This is a genomic window from Myxococcota bacterium, assembly GCA_041389495.1.
Taxonomy (GTDB): Bacteria; Myxococcota_A; UBA9160; order UBA9160; family UBA4427; genus JAWKRT01.
This window is the reverse complement of record JAWKRT010000001.1, coordinates 1,907,665-1,924,936: the sequence shown is the minus strand read 5'-3', so window position 1 is coordinate 1,924,936 and position 17,272 is coordinate 1,907,665. Positions and strand designations below refer to the sequence as shown.

Genomic DNA, 17,272 nt, shown 5'->3' with positions numbered 1-17,272 from the left:
GCGCGCGCCGCTCCGTTCCGTGGGTCGCGCGCCGGGGCGGCGCGCGGAGCGCGCAGTCTACCCGGTGCGCGCGCGGCGACCAGCGCCGAACGTCGATGCGCGCGCGATCAGTTCGCGGACGCTCGCGGTGCGGCGTACCACACGGGCGAGGTCCAGGCGCGCTCCTGCACGGTCTTCGGGAAGCGCGCGTCGCAGCACCCTTCGAGCCCGGGCTCGACGGACGACGGGTCGCTGCAGTCGACGCCCGCGCGCGCGCAGACCCAGCCGTTCCAGCGGCACGTCGGCACCTCGACCACGCGCGCGTAGTAGAGCGCGTGGCGCGCCGGGTCGAACCCCGGGTCGCGCCACACCGCGCACAGCGCGTCGGAGCCCGCCTCGCGCGGCGCGCACGTCGCGAGATCGACGGCGCCGTCGGGGGCGGCGACGCGCGCGCCCGCGACGTCGAAGACGCGCGTGTGCGCGCGGCCGTCCTCCTCCCACGCCTTCACGATCTGGATGCGCTCGAGGCCCGCGCCGGGCTCGCCCTCGACGCCCGCGTCGCGCAGCGCGGCGACCGCGATGCGCGGCGCGTCCGCGCCGGGCGGTCGCGCCGGCAGATCGCCGCCCATCGGAACGCCCTCCGCATAGCCTCGCTGCGCGAGCGCGTCGCCCGCGCACACGTCCTCGTCGAACGACCAGCCCGCGAAGAGCCGCACCGTCATGCGCGGGCCGCTCGTCGCATAGGCCTCGCGCCGCCGCATCGCCTCGAAGAGCGCGTCGCGCGAGTTCTCCTCGGCCCAGAGCACGGCGAGGCCGCCGGGGTTGTACCAGAGCGAGTCGGGCATCGGCGGCGTCTCGAGCCGGTGCGTCGTCGTGCCGGCGGCGTGCCCGACGAAGTCGCGCTCGTTCACGAGGCCCGGCGCCGCGAGGTGCGTGTCGGTCGAGCCGACGAGCCCGAACGCGAACGGGTTGGCGCCGAGCGCGCGCGCGAGCACGAGCCCTTCGGCGAGCGCCTCGCGCGCGTACGACATGGGCGGGATCGGCGTCCCGCCGAGCAGGCTCGTCGACTCCTCGCCGAGCTTCGCGAACGGGAGCTTCTCGTAGGCGCAGAGCTCGTCCTCGGCGTTCGCCGCGCACTCCGAATCGCCCTTGTGCTGCGTCACCTCGACGAGCCGCTCGAGCCGCGCGCGGCGCAGCGCGTCCTCGCGACGCAGCGGCGCGCCGTCCTCGCGCGTCGTGCGGAAGAGCAGCCCGTTGCTGACGTTCGAGTTGTGCGGGATCGCGACGACGTCGCAGCCGTCGCCGCGCTCGAGGCACTCGCTCTCGAGCGCGGCCCACAGGCCCTCCGCGGTCGGCGTCTCGATCGAGTTCGTCGGCGCGGCCGGGTGGCGCGCGTTGCGGAACACGACGTTGCGGTGGACGTTCTGGCCGTCCGGCATGCCCGTCCACTCGTAGCCGACGAAGCTCGTGAACGCGCACGCCGACGTGCGGTCGTAGGCGTCCTCGGCGGCGGCGACGATCTCGCTCCACGGCCCGCGCGCCTGCTCGCGGCACGTCGCGCCCGCCTCGCCGCACATCGAGTAGCGCGGCTGCCCGACGGCCTGGTAGACGCGGCTGTTCACGACCATGTACGCGAGCTTCGGGAAGGCGCGGTTCACGCGGCACAGCAGGCCGTCGTAGCCCGGCGCCCCGGGCGTGCTGCACATGTGCGTCTCGCCGAGCAGCTCGGCGTGGTCGGTCACGACGGCGAAGTCGAGCGGGCGGCGCAGGCGGATCGTCTGCGCGGGGCGGTCGTAGGCGTCGAACGGCTGCATGCCGAGCGGCTCGCCCTTCGCGAAGCGGTAGGCGTCCGCCGGGCGGCCGCGCGTGCCCTGCCCCCAGGCGTCGAACGAGAGCGCCGTGTGCACGTGCGTGTCACCGAAGAAGGGGCGACGCAGCGGCTCGTGCGCGGCGCACGGAGCGCGCTCCTCCGTGCGCTCGAACGCGCGCGCCGCACCCGACGCGAGCAGCGCGGCGATCGTCGCGAGCCCCGCGGCCGCGACCCGCGCAGCGGCCGCGCCGCCGGCGCGTGCGCTCACCGGAAGAGCTCCGGGAGCCGCGCGTGCGCGCTCGAGGCGTGGAAGGGCGTCGTGTACGCGTGCCCGTAGCTCGCGAGCGCGACGAGCAGCGTCGCGGCGATGACCGTCACGTGGTCGCGGAGCCGGGACGGCAGCCGCGCGAGCACGAGCCGCGTCGCGAGCCACGCGCCGAGCGCGACCGCGAGGCTCGCCGCGATCGCGTGCCCGCCGAGGAGCACGAGCAGCGTGTCGATCACGCCGCCCCCGCCCTCCTCGACGCGCAGCACCGCGAGGACGGCGGCGAGCTGCGCGTAGCGGACCGCGGGCACGAACGCGTCGAACCCGAGCATCGGGAACGGCACGCTCAGGAACCCGGCGACGAACAGCACGAAGCCGCAGAGGCGCAGCGGCACCGGAGGCTAGGCCGCGGCGGGCGCCGGGCGCGTGCCGCGCACGAGCTTCCCGGGCCGCGCGCCCGTCGGCACGCCGTCGCGCATCACGATCGCACCGCTCTTCATCGTGAACACGTAGCCGCGCGCGTTCTGCAGCAGCCGACGGCCGCCGGCCGGCAGGTCGTGCACCACCGACGGGCGCTCGAGCGCGAGCGCGTCGAGGTCGATCAGGTTCAGGTCCGCGAGCTTGCCGGGCTCGATCGTGCCGCGGTCGAGCAGCCCGTAGAGCGCGGCCGTCTCGCTCGTCTGGATCTTCACGGCCCACTCGAGCGGCACGCGCGGCCCGCGCACGCGGTCGCGCACCCAGTGCGTGAGCAGGAACGTCGGGATCGACGCGTCGCAGATCATCCCGCAGTGCGCGCCGCCGTCGGACAGGCCGAGCCGCGACGCCGGGTGGTGCAGCATCTCGTAGATCGCGTCGCAGCTCCCGTGCGAGTAGTTGTAGAGCGGCATCAGCAGCAGCGCGCGCCCGTCGTCGGCGAGCATCGCGTCGTACATCACCTCGTCGGGGTCGCGCCCTTCGCGCGCGGCGCGCGCGGCGATCGTGAGCTCGGGGCCGGGCTCGTAGTTCGGCGGGTTCCCGATCTCGAAGTACTTCGCGAAGTTCTGGAACTGCGCGGCGATCGGGTCGGACGGCGCGGGGCGCTCGGCGAGGATGGCGCGCCGCACGGCCGGCTCGCGCAGCCGCGCGAGCTTCTCCTCGAACGGCAGCGCCTCGAGCGCTTGATAGGCGGGCCGCATCGAGTAGGGGCTGAACACCTGGAAGCCCGCGAGGATGCCGAAGGGGCGCCCCGCGACCTGCCCCGTCACGTCGGCGCCGACGGCCCGCCCGCGCTCGGCGACGTCGAGGATGCGGAGGTAGTCGTCGGGCGCGGTGTCGACCTGCAGGTGCGCGAAGCTCACGGGCCGCCCGATCTCGGCCGAGAGCCGCACGAACATCTCGACCTCCTTCGTGCGCGCGGGGACGTCCTCGCCGCCCGCGCCCGCGGCCGCGGCCTCGAACAGGCCCTTGCCGAGCTTGCGCATCTCGTGGCCGATCGCGAAGAGCTCCTCCTCGGCGGCGAACGTGCCGGGCACCGGCTCGCCGTCGCGCGCGCGGTGGCCGGTCGTGCGCGAGGTCGAGAAGCCGAGCGCGCCGGCCTCGATCGCCTCGCGCACGATCGCCGCCATCGCGTCGATGTCGCGCTTCGTCGCGAGCTCGTTGCGCGCGCCGCGCTCGCCCATCACGTAGGCGCGCACCGCGCCGTGCGGCACCTGCGTCGCGACGTCGAGGATGCGCTCGTGCGTCTCGAGCGCGTCGAGGTACTCGGGGAACGACTCCCACGCCCACTGGATGCCCTCGGCGAGTGCGGTGCCGGGGATGTCCTCGACGCCCTCCATGAGCTGGATCAGCCAGTCGTGGCGGTCGGGCGCGGCCGGCGCGAAGCCGACGCCGCAGTTGCCCATCACGACGGTCGTGACGCCGTGCTCGCCCGACGGAGAGAGGATGGGGTCCCAGGTCGCCTGGCCGTCGTAGTGGCTGTGGATGTCGACCCAGCCCGGCGTGAGCGCGCAGCCGCGCGCGTCGATCGTCTCGCGCGCCTCCGCCGCCGCGAGCTCGCCCGGACGTCCGACCGCGGCGATGCGCCCGTCGCGGATCGCGACCTCGCCCGGGAAGCGGTCGCGCCCCGTTCCGTCGACCACGATCGCGTTGCGGATCAGGATGTCGTACACGGCAGGCTCCCTCTCGTGCGCGTCGCGAGCGGCGCCGCCGCCCTCGACGCGCGACCTAGCCTCGCGGCCAGTCCACGTAGATCGGCGACGACCAGGCCTTCGGCTCGGCCGGCGCCAGACAGTCGTCGCTCGCGTTGCCGTCGAGCCCGCACAGGTCGACGCCCGTGCACGCGCCCTCGGCGTCGCGCGCGCAGCGCACGCCGCCCGCGTTGATCGTCGGCGTGGGCTCCTCGATCGCGCGCACGTAGTACACGGCGTCGCGCCGGCCGCGCACGTAGTCGGGGTCGGTGAAGACGACCGAGCAGCCCGCGTCGTCGGGCTCGCACTCGAACACGCGCCACGGGTCCTCGATCAGCGGCGCGACGGGCTCGTCCGGCGTCGCCTGCGGCCGCACGCGCACGACCTCGATGCGCGTGATGCGGCGCCGCTCGTCGCTCGGGAAGTAGCACTCGCCCCCGCACACGCGCGCGACGCCGTCTTCGCCGAGCGCCTCGAACGCCTCGTCGGGACAGCCGGGCTCCTGCTCGAACGAGCCGACGGCGCGCGCCTGGAAGATCGGCGGCGCGTCGAGCTCGACCGCGCCCCCCATCGGGAGCGCGCGCCCGCGCGAGCCGGGCGCGTTCAGCAGCTCGAACCAGAGGAGGATGCGCGGGCCCGTGGTGCCGTAGACCTCGCGCCGCTCGAACGCCTCCCAGATCGCGTCGCGATCGCGCCCGTCGGCGTGCACGGCGACGAGGCCACCCGTCATGAAGTAGGACGCCTGGCGCTCCATCTCGAAGAGCTGGAAGCCGCGCAGCGACGTCGTCGCGCGGTCGAACGGCACTGCGCGCGACGCGCGCGCCGTCTCGGGACGGCGGAACACGCCGGCGAGCAGGCCTTCCGGGCGCGGGTTCGAGCGCGATTCGGTGAAGGCCTCGCGCCGCACCTCCTTGAAGCCGGTGCCGGGGCGCGCCTTGTGGTTGTCGCTCGACGCGATGAAGCCCATGCGCGCGCGCAGCGGCGGTGCGGCCGGCGCACCGCCCGCCGGCGCGGGCTCGAAGTGCGAGAGCGCGAGGACGTACTGCGCGGCGCCGCCCGGACGGTAGTTGAAGGCCGGCACGCTGCAGTCGCGGCACTGGCCGGCGTCGAGCCACTCGCTCGGGTCGTAGCCCGGCACCGTGAGGTGCGCCTGGCCGCCCGCGTCGGCCGCGAGCTGGCGCGCCTCGGCCGCGCGCGCGTCGCACTCGGAGGCGTCGCCGCCGTCCTCCATGCAGCGCTCGCGCACGATCTCGCCGGCGCGCTGGCAGCGCGGGAGGTAGTCCGGCCTCGCTTCGGGGCAGCGCACGCTCCCGTCGGCCTGCACGTCGACCTCGCGCCACGTCCGGTACTCCTCCGAGTTGCCGTGGCCCGAGTAGATCTCGATCAGCGTCTGGCGCGCCGGATCGTGCTGCGCGGGCGTGATCTGCTTCTTCCAGTCCGACGCCGCGGGCGTGTACATGCCCCACGTCGTGCCGTGCGGGATCACGATCGAGTCGACGCCCCAGTCGTCGAGCTTCGCGAACAGCTCGTGCGGGTCGGCCGCCGTCTCGATGCAGCCCGGCGGCTGCTCGCGCACCGGCGTCGCCGGGTCGCAGAGCGCGGCGTCGGCGCGCTCCGCGAAGTAGCGCGCGACGTCGTCGTAGCGATCGTGGCCGCCGAAGAGCGAGAGCGCGCCGCGCCGCCACACGCTCGGCGCCATCTCGAGGTTCAGCTCGGCGACCGTGCGCGCCGCGATCGGGCGCGACGGGATCGCGTCGTCGTCGAGCCCGCGCAGCACGACGTTCTTGTGGCCCCAGTGGTCCTCCGGCGTCGTGCCGACCTGCGTCCACTCCCAGCCGAGGAAGGCGACCGTGTCGGGGCTCGCCGGGTCGCCCGCGATCGCGTTGCACGCGCGGATCGACTCGACCGTCTCGCGCCAGTTGCGGCGCGTGATGGCGGCCGCGTGATCGTTGATCGACCAGAAGTCGAGGGCCGAGCAGTGGCGGGCGAAGTCGCACGCGTCGGCCTGCGGGTGCGTGCCCTCCCCGCCCAGCATCGGGACGCTCGTCATGAACGCGTCGAACGAGACGGTCGTGTGGACGTGGAGGTCGCCGAACAGGATCTGCTTCGGCTGCGCGACGCCGATTCCGCGCGCCGCGTCGAACGACGCCCGGCCGCGCGCCTCGACGAGCGCGGGCGCGACGCGCCCGCCGCGGATCGTTCCCGGCCCTTCGTGGCTGCCGAACCAGCCCTCGCCGGCGACGACGAACAGCGCGAGCACGACGACCGCGCCGACGACCGCGATGCCGAGCCCCCACCGAAGCACCGAACGCAGCACGCGAGGCCCCCCGCCCCGGGTTGGCGTGGGGCGCGCGCGCACTCTATCACTCGCGCCGCAGCGCGACCGCCCGCGCGCGGCGCTTCAGCGCGCGGTCGCGGAGCGGACGACGTCCACGGCCTGCTGCACGCGGGCCTGGTCGGCCGCGCGCACCGCGGCGACCTCGGCCGCGACGCCGCCGATCATGGGCAGCGCCTCGGCGTCCGCGTTGCGCCGCCCCTTGCGCAGGACGACGGACGGCGCGCGCGGCTCGACCGCGACGAGCTCGATGGGGCGATCGACCCAGTCGAGCCGCATGATCATCTCGGCGGCCGCGTCGCGGCTCGCCGCGACGAGCAGGTCGCCACCGGCGACGAAGGCGTCCTCGGTCTCGCCCGCGATGCGCGCGTCGTCGACGCCCGCGCGCGCGATCGCGACGCGATCGCGCCCGGCGACGAGCACGACGAGCAGCGGCTCGCGCACCGCCGCGCCCGGGAGGGCTCCCGCGAGCAGGTCGAGCCACGACCGCTCCGCGCCGGCCGCGCCGCCGCCGTCGTCGGCCGCCGCGAGCGCGTCGAGGCCGGCGCCGCCTCCGGCGAGCAGCTCCTCCACGTCGCCGGTCACGACGCGCGCGCCGTCGGTCGCGTAGATCCGCTCGACGGCGCTCGCGCCGCCGCCACGCGGCGCCGGCAGGCCGTACCACGCCACGGCGATCGCGGCCGGAACGAGCATTCCGAGCATCAGGAGGTTCGAGCGCATGGGGACGCGCATCGCCGCGCCGCGGGCCGCGCTTGAGGGCCCGGCGATCGCCGGCGCGTGCGCGTGCGACTAACGAGGAAGGTCGAGCAGCGATCCGACCTCGTCGGGGCGCGCGACGCGGCGCCCGGCCGCGCGCACGCGCGCGGCCGCCTCGCGCACGAGCTCGACGTTCGACGCGCGATGGGCTCCGGCGTAGTCCTCGAGCCCGACCCGCAGGTGCCCGCCGCGCTCGAGCGCGCGCTCGGCGACGCCGCCGTCGAGCGTGTTTCCCGAGACGACCGCCACCGACCACGGGATCGCGAGCCCCTCCGCCTCGAGCATGTCGACGTAGGTGTCGACGCTCGCCGGCGTCGCGGGCAGGCCGAACAGGAGATCGGTCCGCCCCGCGCCGCGGTAGCTCGCCGCGCCGCCGAGGTAGAAGCGGAGGAACGCGCCGCGCGGCATGCGCCCCGCCTTCGCGTACGCCATCGCCGCGCGCAGGAACCCCGGCTCGAAGATCGCCATGCCGGGCCCGAGGCCGAGCCGTTCGCAGAGCGCGAGCTTGTACGCGATGTCGCCGAACGAGTTCGCGTAGACGATGCCCATCGGCGACGGGACGCCGTCGTCGTCGGTCGGCCCGAGGTTGAGCGAGCCCGGGTCGACGAAGCCCATGCGCAGGCGCATCGCCTCGGCGAGGAACGGGATGTGGCTCGTCTTCTCCTCGATCGCCGCCGCGAACACGAGCGTCGGGTAGAGCACGACGTCGGGGTGGCGCTCCAGCACGGGGCGGAAGTGCGCGAGGTAGAGCTCCGCGCCCTCGCGGCCGCCCTTCGTGATGTCGGGCGCGTGCGTGTGCACGATCGACGCGCCGGCCTCGATGCACGCGAGCGCATCCTCGACGAGGCGCTCCTGTGTCTGCGGCGCGTTCGCGTTCACTTCCGGGCGGGTCGCGCCGTTGAGCGCGACCTCGATCACGACGGGCGCGTCGGAAGAGCGTGCGGCCATGGAGCCTCCTCGTCCCCGGCGCGCGTCGCCGCGCGGCGGCGGTGCGGCCTAGCGAAGGGCCTCGGGCGCGGGCGCGACGCCGACGATCGCGACCACGCACAGCCGATCCTCGTGCCCCGCGTCGCGCAGCTCGACCCGCGCGACCGCGGTGTCGGCGGTCGCGCGCAGGATCTCGACCGCGGAGCGGATCGGCCCGACCTTCGACATCGCGAGGTAGTGCGCGGCGACGTCGCACGCGACGAGCGGGCGCCCCGCGTGCGCGCGCGCCGCCATCTCCGCCGCCTTCGCGGCGAGCCCGACGACGACGCCCCCCTGCATCGCGCGCAGGCTGTTGCGTTGATAGTCCGCGACCGGGCAGTCGAGCACGCCCGCCCGCGCGTCGACCTCGCGGACGCCGAGCTGCGCGTACCAGGGCGCCTCGAAGCCGTCGCCCGCGCCGCCGAACTCCGTGCGCGCCGGCGGCTCGGCCAGGAAGCGCGGCGTGTCGTCGCGGCGCAGGACGCGCGTGAAGCCGAGGTGCGCGAGCGCGACGGGACGCGCATCGCCCTCCGCCGCGATCCGCGCCTCGAGCACCATCGTGTTGCGGCCGGCGCGCAGCACGCGGCTCGTGCCGACGAGCACGCCTCCGCGCACGCCGCCCGCGAGGTGGGCCGTGATGTCGGACGTGACGGCCCAGTCGGGCTGCGCGGCCGCGACCGCGTCGCCCCCGCCGAGCATGTCGAGCAGCGTCGTCGCGACGCCGAGGTCGAGCGTGCCGGCGTCGGAGAGCAGCTCGGGCACGAGGGGCACGCGCATCTCGCGCACGCCGTCGCGGCGCTCGAACACGACGCGCAGGTCGCGCATGAAGTGGCGCGCGGGCGGATAGCTCGGGGGCGTCGCTTCGCGATCCGACACGCCTAGCGCCCCCGGAAGACCGGCTCGCGCCGCTCGACGAAGGAGGCCACGCCCTCGCGCGCGTCGTCGGTGCGCGACAGGCGCGCCTGCTCGCGCGCGAGCGCGCTCGCGCAGGCGTCCTCGCCCTCCTTCGCGTACAGGAGCGAGCTCGCCTTCGTCGCCTGCACGGCGAGCGGCGCGAGCGCCGCGATGCGCTCGGCCAGCTCGATCGCGCGCGCGCGCTGCGCGCCGGCCGGCACGACCTCCTGCACGAGCCCGCAGCGCAGTGCCTCCGCGGCGTCGAACTCGTCGACGAGCAGCAGGTGGTACATCGCGTTGCCCCACCCGCCGCGCTCGACGAAGCGCATCGTCGCGCCGCCGCTCGCCATGATCCCGCGCTTCGGCTCGAGCTGGCTGAAGCGGCAGTCGTCGGCCGCGATCGCGACGTCGCCCGCGAGCATGAGCTCGATGCCGAGCGTGTACGTGATGCCCTGCACGGCGGTCACGATGGGCTTGCGGCAGCGGCGGCCGAGCGCGACCGGATCGACGCGGCGGCTCGCGGGCTCGCGCGCGCCGGGCGCGCCCGCGTCGCCTCTCGCGAAGCGCTCCTGCCAGAGCGGGAGGTCGAGGCCGGCGGTGAAGTGGTCGCCGTGCGCGAACACGACGCCCGCGCGCAGCGCGTCGTCCTCGTCGAGCCGCGTGAGCGCGTCGGCGAGCGCGTCGTACATCGCGGGCGTGAAGCCGTTGCGCTTGGCCACGCGGTCGATGCCGACGAGCAGCAGCGGCCCGCGCACCTCGGTGGTGATGCGCCCCTCCGGCGGCGCCGGAGCGGAGGCGTCGGGAGCGTCCATCGCGCGCCGGCTCAGTAGGCGACGTCGAGCTTGGTGTGGTCCCAGCTCACGATCTTCACGGGCTCGATCACCGCGGCGACGCGCTTCTTCGCGCCGTGCTGGGCCGCGAGCTCGAGCGTCTTCTCGTCCATCTCGTGGTTGCGCGCCAGCACGAGCTTCATGCACTTCACGACCTCGGCCGGGTCGGTCACGAGCGACGCGCGCCCCTTGATCTGCACGCCCTTCAGCTGGTTGTACTCCGTGCCCGACTCGAGCAGGCACGTGAGGCGCGGATCGCGCCGCAGGTTCACCGCCTTCTGCGATTTCTCGAAGGTCTCGATCACGATCTTCCCGTCGAGGATGCCGTACCACATCGCCACGAGGTGCGGGGTGCCGTCCTTGTCGATGGTCGCGAGCTGCAGCGTCTTCTGCCCCTCGATGAAGGCGGCGACCTCGGCGTCGCTCATGCGGATCATGTCTCGTCGGCTGGGCATCGGTTCCTCCGGGTGACGGGTGACGGGGCGGCTCCGCGCGCGCGGGCGGCCCGGTGCGGGGCGCGCGCCTAACGAGGGCTCGCGCGGAAGCGGAAGCCCGCGTCGGTGCGGACGAGTCGGCCCGAGCACGGGTCGGCGTAGTGCGTCCCGATCACGAGCAGGTCGCCGTCCGCGTGCTCGGCGAGCAGGCGCCGGCGCGTCGCCGCGGCCTGCGCGCTGTCGCTGTCGGCGGCCATCTTCCAGTCGACCTCGGCCCACTGGATCGGGTGGTGGGTGAGGTCGCCCGTGATCATCGCGCGCGCACCGCGCGACGCGACGTGCACGGCGACGTGGCCCGGCGTGTGGCCGGGCGTGGGCTCGAGCCAGACCTCGTCGGTCACGCGGTGCGGCACCTCGACGAGCTCCGCGAGGCCGGCCTCCACGACGGGCTCGACGGCGTCCCCGAACGTCGCCGCGAAGCCCGCGTCCTCGGCGCCCTTCCAGTGCTCGTACTCGACGCGCGCGAACAGGTAGCGGGCGTTCGGGAAGGTCGGGATCCAGCGGCCGCTGCCGTCGGGCGCGCGCATCGTGTTCGAGCCCACGTGGTCGAAGTGGAGGTGCGTGCACAGGACGACGTCGATCTCGTCGCGCGCGAAGCCCGCGGCGGCGAGGTCGCGCACGAACGCGTCGCCCATGGCGAGGTCGGGGAATGCGGGCACCTCGCGGTCGCCCATGCAGGTGTCGACGAGGATGCGCCGGCCGCACGACTCGACCACGAAGCCCTGGATGGCGAGCGGGAAATGGCCGTCGGCGTCGAGGAAGTGCGGCGCGAGCCACGACGCGTGACGCGCGACGGCCTCGGGCGTCGCCTCCGCGAAGAAGCCCGCCGGCGGCACCGGCGCCACGCTCTCGAGGATGCGCGTGATCGTCGCGTCGCCGATGCGCCACGTCCGCCGACCCGCTCGCTCGTCGCCGCGTTCCGCGCGCTCCACACCGCTCCTCTTCGCCCCGGAGCCCGAGGTCGTTCGCACCGCGCGGCCGGCATCGGCGCGCGTTCGTCCGCTCGCTCGCCGCCGCAAAGGGGGCGACAAGGGCGGCGCGCACTCTATCACGCGCGCGCGCGCGCTCCGTCCGGGCGATCGGCGCCGCTGTGATAGATTCGCGTCCCGTCGCGAGGAGGAGAGGCATGCGCGAGCCCGGTCTCCCAGGCGATCCGACACCCCTTGCATCGCAGAGTCCGCCACCCGCTCGGAGCGCCTCGCTCGTCCTCCTGCTCGCGTGCGCCGCGCTCGGCTGCGCCGCGGACGGCGACCCGACGCACGGCGCGATGCGCCTCGACCTGCGCAGGACGCCCGACGGCCTCGTCGAGTACGAGCGACCGCTCCGCGGCACGCTCTACCTCGCTCCGTCGCACGGCATCTCGCTCCACCACGCCTACCTGCTCTCGCAGGTCGTGCTGAGCTACGAGAGCGACTCGCTGCGCCTGTTCGACAGCGAGGAGCAGCGCATTCGCGAGCACGTCGCCGAGGGCTTCACGCAGCGCCTGCGCGACCGCGGCGTGCGCGTCGTCGACGAGGCGGGCCCGTGCACGCTGTCGATGGGCATCGGCGTCGTCGACATCGCCGTGCATCCCGGCACCGAGAACACGCAGTCGACCAACATGCTCGCGTCGTGGGGCGCGCTCACCCTCGTCGTCGACCTGCGCGATGCCGCGACGGGCGAGCCGCTCGCGCGCTACGGGCGGCGCCTCGCGCTGCCGGGCGGCATCCAGTGGCAGGACGGGCACCCGCCGTGGAAGGACGTGCAGCGCGTGCTCGACAAGCTGCTCGGCGACACGCGGCGCGTGATGACGGACCTCGTGCCGACGACGGGCGTCCCCGACCCGGCGTGTGCGCCCCCCGCCGCGGCGCCGCCCGAACGCGACGCGCCCGCGGCGACCGCGCCGGCCGCAGCCGCGAGCCGCGCGCGCGCGTGACACCGGCCCCGATCGACGTCGAGCTCGCCGGCTTCGACGGCACCCGCCTTCGCGGCGAGCTCCACCGGCCGCGCGGCGACGCGCCGTTCCCGGCCGTCGTGATGACGCACGGGTTCTCGGCGACCGCGGCGATGGGGCTCGCCCCGTTCGCGCGCGCGCTGTGCGACGCCGGCATCGCGGTGCTGGTCTACGACCACCGCAACCTCGGGCGCAGCGATGGCGAGCCGCGCGGCGAGATCAACCCCTGGGCACAGATGCGCGACCAGCGGCGCGCGCTCGACTGGCTCGCCGCGCGCGAGGACGTCGACGCCGCACGCCTCGGCGTCTGGGGAACGAGCTTCAGCGGCGGCGAGGCGCTGATCCTCGCGGCGTGCGACCGGCGCGTGCGCGCCGTCGTCGCGAACGTGCCGTTCGCGGCGCTCGCGCCGTCGTACCCCGACGCCGACGCGCGCTTCGCGGCGACCCGCGACGCGCTGCTCGACGAGAGCGACGACGCCCTCTCCGTCCGCGCGCGCGTGCGCACGGGGCCGATCGCCGTCGTCGTCGAGCCCGGCCGCGAGATGCGCGCCTATCTTCCGCAGCCCGAGTCGACCGAGTGGTTCCTCGCGAGCGGCGCGCGCGCCGGCGCGGGCTGGCGCAACGAGGTCGACGTCGTGAACGCGTTCGGGACCGACCCCTCGTTCGACCCCGGCCCGTGCGTCGAGCACGTCGCGCCGACGCCGGTGCTGTTCGTGGTGGCGAGCGAGGACCGCCTCGCCGCGACCGCGCTCGCACTCGCCGCCTTCGAGCGGGCGCGCGAGCCGAAGCGGCTCGTCGTGATCGAGGGCCACCACTTCGCGCCCTACGCGGGCGAGGCGCTCGAGGTCGCGTCGGGCGCGGCCCGCGACCACTTCGTCGCGCATCTCTGAGCGGCGCGCGGATGCGCGGACGCGGGTGGAGGCCCGGTCGCGCAGAGCAAGCCCGCGCTCCGCGCACAGGCCTCCTCCCGAAGCGACACCGCGCGCGCCCGCCGCGCGTCCGGCCTTCTCCCCAAGCCACCTGCGACCCGCTCGCGATGCGCGCCCGAGCGCGCGGCGCGCGCTTCGGCCGCGCGCGTGCCGCGCCGATAGCGCGCGCATTCCGTTCGCAGCGGATCCGTCGCGCCGGCGCGCGAGGCGCCGCGATCGACGTGGGACGAGGACGCGGCCGGTGGCGGCTCCGCACGACGCACTCGCGCTGGAAGCGCCGCGCTTCGAAGCCCTCGCGGCGCACAGCGGTGCGCTCGCCCGCCTGCTCGACGCGGCCGCGGCCGTCGCGCACTCGCGCCACCCCATCCTCCTGCAGGGCGAGGCGGGCACGGGCAAGCGCTGGCTCGCGCACGCGCTCCACGAGCGCGGACCGGCACCGGCGCGCCCCTTCCTGGCGATCGACTGCGCGAGCGACCCCGACGCGCCGCTCGCCGCGCTGCTCGACGCACCGACCGACGCCCCCGCGCCCGCGACGCTGCTCCTCGAGCACGTCGACCGCCTGTCGCGCGCGGGACAGGCGTCGCTCGCGCACGAGATCGAGGACGCGCCGCGCGCCGCGCGCATCGCGGGCGCGCCGGCCCCGCCGCTCGCGCGCGCGCGCCTCGTGTGCACGAGCGAGCGACCGCTCGCGGCGGCCGCGCTCGCCGGCCGCTTCCGCACCGATCTCTACTACGCGCTGAGCGTCGTGACGCTCGAGCACCCGGCGCTGCGCGAGCTCGCGAACGACCTGCCCGCGCTCGCCGCCGCGCTCCTCGCGCGCCACGCCCACGGCCGCGCGCTGCGCCTCGCACCGCGCGCGCTCGCGGCTCTCGCCGCGCAGCGCTGGTCGGGCAACCTGCGCGAGCTGGATCGCGCGCTCGCGGCCTCGAGCGCGCGTGCCTCCGACGGCCTCGTCGACGTCGCCGACCTCGACCTCCCGCCGGCCGACCCCGACGGCGCGCTCGCGCACCGCCTCGCCGGCGCGGCTGCGCTCGTCGAGCGGACCGCCGCGTTCGAGCTTCCGCTGCGCGCGATCGAGGACCTCTACGTGCGCGCGACGCTCGCGCGCTTCCGCGGCAACAAGTCGCGCGCGGCGCGCGTCCTCGGCGTGAACCGCACGACCCTCTACCGCCGCGGCGAGTGAGCGCGCAGTGCGCGCCGCGACCGCGGCGCGCTCACTCCCGCGCGAGCGCGTCGAAGCCCGCGAGCACGCGCGCGAAGCGCTCCTCGAACAGGCCGCGGAAGACGTCGTGCGTGAAGATGTACGGCTCGGCGCGCTCGATGCCCCGCCGCACGATCTCGCCCACCTCGTCGGGCTCCATGCCCTCCGCGATCATCCCGAACAGCGGCGCCGACGTCGCCTTGCCGCCCGCGTGCTCGGCCGGCCGCAGCCGGTCGGACTCGGCGAGCCGCGTCTTGATCGGGCCCGGACAGAGGATCGAGAGGCCGACACCCGACGGCGCGAGCTCGTCGCGCAACGCCTCCGAGAAGCCCACGACCGCGAACTTGGTCGTGCAGTAGATGCCCATGCCGCCGCCCGACAGGAAGCCGCCGACGGACGCCGTGTTGACGATGTGCCCCTCGCCCTGCTGCACGAGCAGCGGCGCGAACGTCTGCGACCCGCGCACGACGCCGCGCAGGTTCACGGACAGCGACCAGTCCCAGTCGCTCTCCGCCATGTCGAGCAGCGGCCCGCCCGTGTAGATGCCCGCGTTGTTGCAGACGACGTGCACGGCGCGGTGCTCGCGCAGCACGGCGTCGCGCAGCCGCTCGAACGCGCCGGCCTCGGCGACGTCGACGCGGTGCGACGACGCGCTGCCCCCCGCCTCGCGGATCGCCGCGGCCGTCGCCGCGGCGGCGCCTTCCTCGACGTCCGTGACCACGACGCGAGCGCCGGCCTTCGCGAGCGCGCGCGCGATGCCGCGCCCGATGCCGCTGCCCGCGCCCGTCACGACGGCGACCCTGTCCCGGAGATCCTCCATCCCTTCGTCCTCCTCACCGTGCCGCGGGCGCGCGCCCTCGGAACGGATGGCTGTAGTGCGTCTCGTGGCTCGGCACGTCCTTCCACAGGAACGTCTCGTCGAGCACGTACTCGTGGCCCGTGTGGGAGATGAGCCAGCGTCCTTCGTGCACGCGGAACTCGTCGTGGTAGAACGCGAGCAACCGGTGCGAGAGGTCGAGCTCGGGGTTCCACATGGGGTTGTAGAGACGCGACGTCGAGCGCGCGTGCGTCTCGCTCACGAACTCGATCTCGATGCACTCGGCCGCGTGCACGGTGACCACCGGGTTCGCGGGCTTCGCGAACGGGGTCTTCGCGAGGAAGGCCATGATCGCGTCGCGGCCCTCGAGCACGAGCCGCCCGTCGAGCCAGCTCGTCGTGCAGTCCGGATGATAGGTCTCCGCCATCTCGTCCCAGCGCTTGAGGTCGAGGCAGCGGAGGTTGCGCCACTTCACCTGCCGGATCTGCTCGCGCGACCACAGCTCGCGCACCATCGCCTCGGCTCCCGGAAGCTCCATCGCCCCTCCTGCGGTGCGCGTCGCGGCGCTCACGAAGGCCGTCGCCCGCGCGCGGGCGCGAAGCGCACCGGCAGCGCCGCGAGGCCGTTGCTCAGGTTCGAGCGCTGCCACACCGGCGCGCCCGCGAGCTCGACGCCGCCGAACGCGTCGAGCAGCTCGTCGAAGAAGACGCGCGCCTCGAGGCGCGCGAGCTTCGCTCCCAGACAGAAGTGCTCGCCGAACCCGAAGGCGAGGTGCGGGTTCGGGTCGCGGCCGGCGTCGAAGCGATCGGGCTCGGTGAAGACGCGCTCGTCGCGGTTCGCGGACGTGTACATCATCACGACCTTGTCGCCCTCGCGCACCCGCGTTCCGGCGAGCTCGACGTCGCGCGTCGCCGTGCGTCGGAAGCCGTGGAGCGGGCTCTCCCAGCGCAGCATCTCCTCGACCGCGGTCGGCAGGAGCGCGCGGTCGCCGCGCAGCCGCGCGAGCTCGTCGGGGAAGCGCAGCAGGCCGAGCAGGCCGTTCGCGAGCAGCGTGCGCGTCGTGTCGTTGCCCGCCGTCACCATCTGCACGAAGAACGCGCCGAACTCGGCGTCGCTCATCGTCCGTCCCTCGACGCGCGCGTTCGCGATGCGCGTGGTGAGGTCGTCGCCCTCGCGGCCCCTGCGATCGCGCGCGAGCTCGACCGCGTAGCGCTCCATCGGCGAGGTCTCGAGGTCGCGGCGCGCGCGCGGCGCCTCCCCCGGTGCGCCGTCCGGCTCCGGCGGACCGGTGCTCCGCTCGGCCCAGGCGTGGACCTGCGCGCGGTCGGCCGCGGGAATCCCGAACAGCTCGCCGATCACCTCCATCGGGACGCGCGCCGCCACGTCGTGCACGAACTCGAGCTCGGGCTCGTCGCGCGCGCGCGCGAGCGCCGCGCGCGCGATCGCGCGCACGCGCGGCTCGAGCCGGTCGACGCTCCGCGGCGTGAACGCGTGCAGCACCATGCGCCGGTAGAGGCCGTGCCGAGGCGGGTCCATGACGAGCAGCATGCGCCGCATGCGCGCGAGCGCGGGCGGCGACAGGTCCTCGATCATCACCGAGCCGCGCTCGGACGAGAACGTCGCGATGTCGCGTGCGACGGCCAGCACGTCGGCGTGGCGGAGCACGGCCCAGTAGCCCGGCCCCTCCGGCTCGGGCTGCCAGTGCACGGGGTCTGCGCGGCGCAGGCGCGCGAACGCCTCGTACGGCGCCCCCTCGGCGTACCGGTCGGCGTCGTACAGGTCGATGTCGGCGAGCGCGTCGGCCCGCGTCGCTGCGTCGTCGGCGACGGCCACGGGCCGCGCATCCTCTCGCACGCGCGCGCGGCGGGCAAGCGCGCGCGCGGCCGCGCGTCTCCCGC

16 protein-coding genes are annotated in these 17,272 nt (G+C 75.3%); 3 read left to right on the top strand and 13 right to left on the bottom strand.

The genetic code is table 11. The annotated features are described in order from the left end of the window. Positions 1–107 precede the first annotated feature (107 nt). The 10 genes from R3E88_08505 to R3E88_08460 form a co-directional block, all read right to left on the bottom strand. Positions 108–2,057, bottom strand: coding sequence for a DUF3604 domain-containing protein (locus R3E88_08505; GenBank protein ID MEZ4216504.1), 1,950 nt, complete (start codon positions 2,055–2,057; stop codon positions 108–110). Next, positions 2,054–2,449 (bottom strand): hypothetical protein, encoded by a 396-nt coding sequence (locus tag R3E88_08500; GenBank protein MEZ4216503.1) that lies wholly within the window; start codon positions 2,447–2,449, stop codon positions 2,054–2,056. The genes R3E88_08505 and R3E88_08500 overlap by 4 nt, the downstream gene beginning before the upstream one ends. 6 nt (positions 2,450–2,455) lie before the next feature. After that, positions 2,456–4,201 carry an amidohydrolase family protein gene (locus R3E88_08495; protein MEZ4216502.1) on the bottom strand — a complete coding sequence of 582 codons (1,746 nt, stop codon included), beginning with the start codon at positions 4,199–4,201 and terminating at the stop codon, positions 2,456–2,458. 55 nt (positions 4,202–4,256) lie between these two features. Then, a complete protein-coding gene (locus tag R3E88_08490; GenBank protein ID MEZ4216501.1) occupies positions 4,257–6,536 on the bottom strand; it encodes a DUF3604 domain-containing protein in 2,280 nt (759 codons plus the stop codon). Between the two features lie 84 nt (positions 6,537–6,620). After that, a complete protein-coding gene (locus tag R3E88_08485; protein ID MEZ4216500.1) occupies positions 6,621–7,274 on the bottom strand; it encodes a hypothetical protein in 654 nt (217 codons plus the stop codon). A 69-nt stretch (positions 7,275–7,343) separates the two neighbouring features. Continuing rightward, on the bottom strand, positions 7,344–8,258 hold the full coding sequence (locus R3E88_08480; protein MEZ4216499.1) for a 3-keto-5-aminohexanoate cleavage protein: 915 nt from the start codon (positions 8,256–8,258) through the stop codon (positions 7,344–7,346). Positions 8,259–8,306: 48 nt separating this feature from the next. Next, entirely contained in the window at positions 8,307–9,152 is an 846-nt protein-coding gene (locus R3E88_08475) for a thioesterase family protein (GenBank protein ID MEZ4216498.1), read from the bottom strand. Between the two features lie 2 nt (positions 9,153–9,154). Next, a complete protein-coding gene (locus R3E88_08470) occupies positions 9,155–9,982 on the bottom strand; it encodes a crotonase/enoyl-CoA hydratase family protein (protein ID MEZ4216497.1) in 828 nt (275 codons plus the stop codon). Positions 9,983–9,993: 11 nt separating this feature from the next. Then, positions 9,994–10,455: a TIGR03618 family F420-dependent PPOX class oxidoreductase gene (locus R3E88_08465; protein ID MEZ4216496.1), complete on the bottom strand. Its 462-nt coding sequence runs from the start codon at positions 10,453–10,455 to the stop codon at positions 9,994–9,996. Between the two features lie 68 nt (positions 10,456–10,523). Next, positions 10,524–11,426, bottom strand: coding sequence for an MBL fold metallo-hydrolase (locus tag R3E88_08460; protein ID MEZ4216495.1), 903 nt, complete (start codon positions 11,424–11,426; stop codon positions 10,524–10,526). 335 nt (positions 11,427–11,761) lie between these two features. Here R3E88_08460 and R3E88_08455 point away from each other — a divergent pair, with 335 nt between their 5' ends. From R3E88_08455 to R3E88_08445, 3 genes are all read left to right on the top strand, one after another. Continuing rightward, positions 11,762–12,409 (top strand): DUF3313 family protein, encoded by a 648-nt coding sequence (locus tag R3E88_08455; protein MEZ4216494.1) that lies wholly within the window; start codon positions 11,762–11,764, stop codon positions 12,407–12,409. Next, positions 12,406–13,317 carry an alpha/beta fold hydrolase gene (locus R3E88_08450; GenBank protein ID MEZ4216493.1) on the top strand — a complete coding sequence of 304 codons (912 nt, stop codon included), beginning with the start codon at positions 12,406–12,408 and terminating at the stop codon, positions 13,315–13,317. The genes R3E88_08455 and R3E88_08450 overlap by 4 nt, the downstream gene beginning before the upstream one ends. Positions 13,318–13,597: 280 nt before the next feature. After that, entirely contained in the window at positions 13,598–14,539 is a 942-nt protein-coding gene (locus R3E88_08445) for a sigma 54-interacting transcriptional regulator (GenBank protein MEZ4216492.1), read from the top strand. Positions 14,540–14,570: 31 nt separating this feature from the next. On the opposite strand, the gene R3E88_08440 is transcribed toward R3E88_08445, so the two are convergent. Genes R3E88_08440 through R3E88_08430 form a run of 3 tightly spaced genes read right to left on the bottom strand, consistent with a single transcriptional unit; the run spans position 14,571 to position 17,207 of the window. Continuing rightward, entirely contained in the window at positions 14,571–15,377 is an 807-nt protein-coding gene (locus tag R3E88_08440; protein MEZ4216491.1) for an SDR family NAD(P)-dependent oxidoreductase, read from the bottom strand. Positions 15,378–15,390: 13 nt separating this feature from the next. After that, positions 15,391–15,912 (bottom strand): nuclear transport factor 2 family protein, encoded by a 522-nt coding sequence (locus R3E88_08435; GenBank protein ID MEZ4216490.1) that lies wholly within the window; start codon positions 15,910–15,912, stop codon positions 15,391–15,393. A gap of 29 nt (positions 15,913–15,941) precedes the next feature. Then, the gene (locus tag R3E88_08430; GenBank protein MEZ4216489.1) at positions 15,942–17,207 is read right to left on the bottom strand and encodes a cytochrome P450; all 1,266 of its coding nucleotides are present in this window, start codon (positions 17,205–17,207) and stop codon (positions 15,942–15,944) included. Positions 17,208–17,272: the final 65 nt, after the last annotated feature.

Coding starts and splice junctions, on each gene's coding strand:
- R3E88_08470 (MEZ4216497.1), bottom strand. CDS start 9,982: ATGGACGCTCCCGACGCCTCCGCTCCGGCGCCGCCGGAGGGGCGCATC.
- R3E88_08435 (MEZ4216490.1), bottom strand. CDS start 15,912: ATGGAGCTTCCGGGAGCCGAGGCGATGGTGCGCGAGCTGTGGTCGCGC.
- R3E88_08440 (MEZ4216491.1), bottom strand. CDS start 15,377: ATGGAGGATCTCCGGGACAGGGTCGCCGTCGTGACGGGCGCGGGCAGC.
- R3E88_08465 (MEZ4216496.1), bottom strand. CDS start 10,455: ATGCCCAGCCGACGAGACATGATCCGCATGAGCGACGCCGAGGTCGCC.
- R3E88_08480 (MEZ4216499.1), bottom strand. CDS start 8,258: ATGGCCGCACGCTCTTCCGACGCGCCCGTCGTGATCGAGGTCGCGCTC.
- R3E88_08485 (MEZ4216500.1), bottom strand. CDS start 7,274: ATGCGCTCGAACCTCCTGATGCTCGGAATGCTCGTTCCGGCCGCGATC.
- R3E88_08455 (MEZ4216494.1), top strand. CDS start 11,762: ATGCGCCTCGACCTGCGCAGGACGCCCGACGGCCTCGTCGAGTACGAG.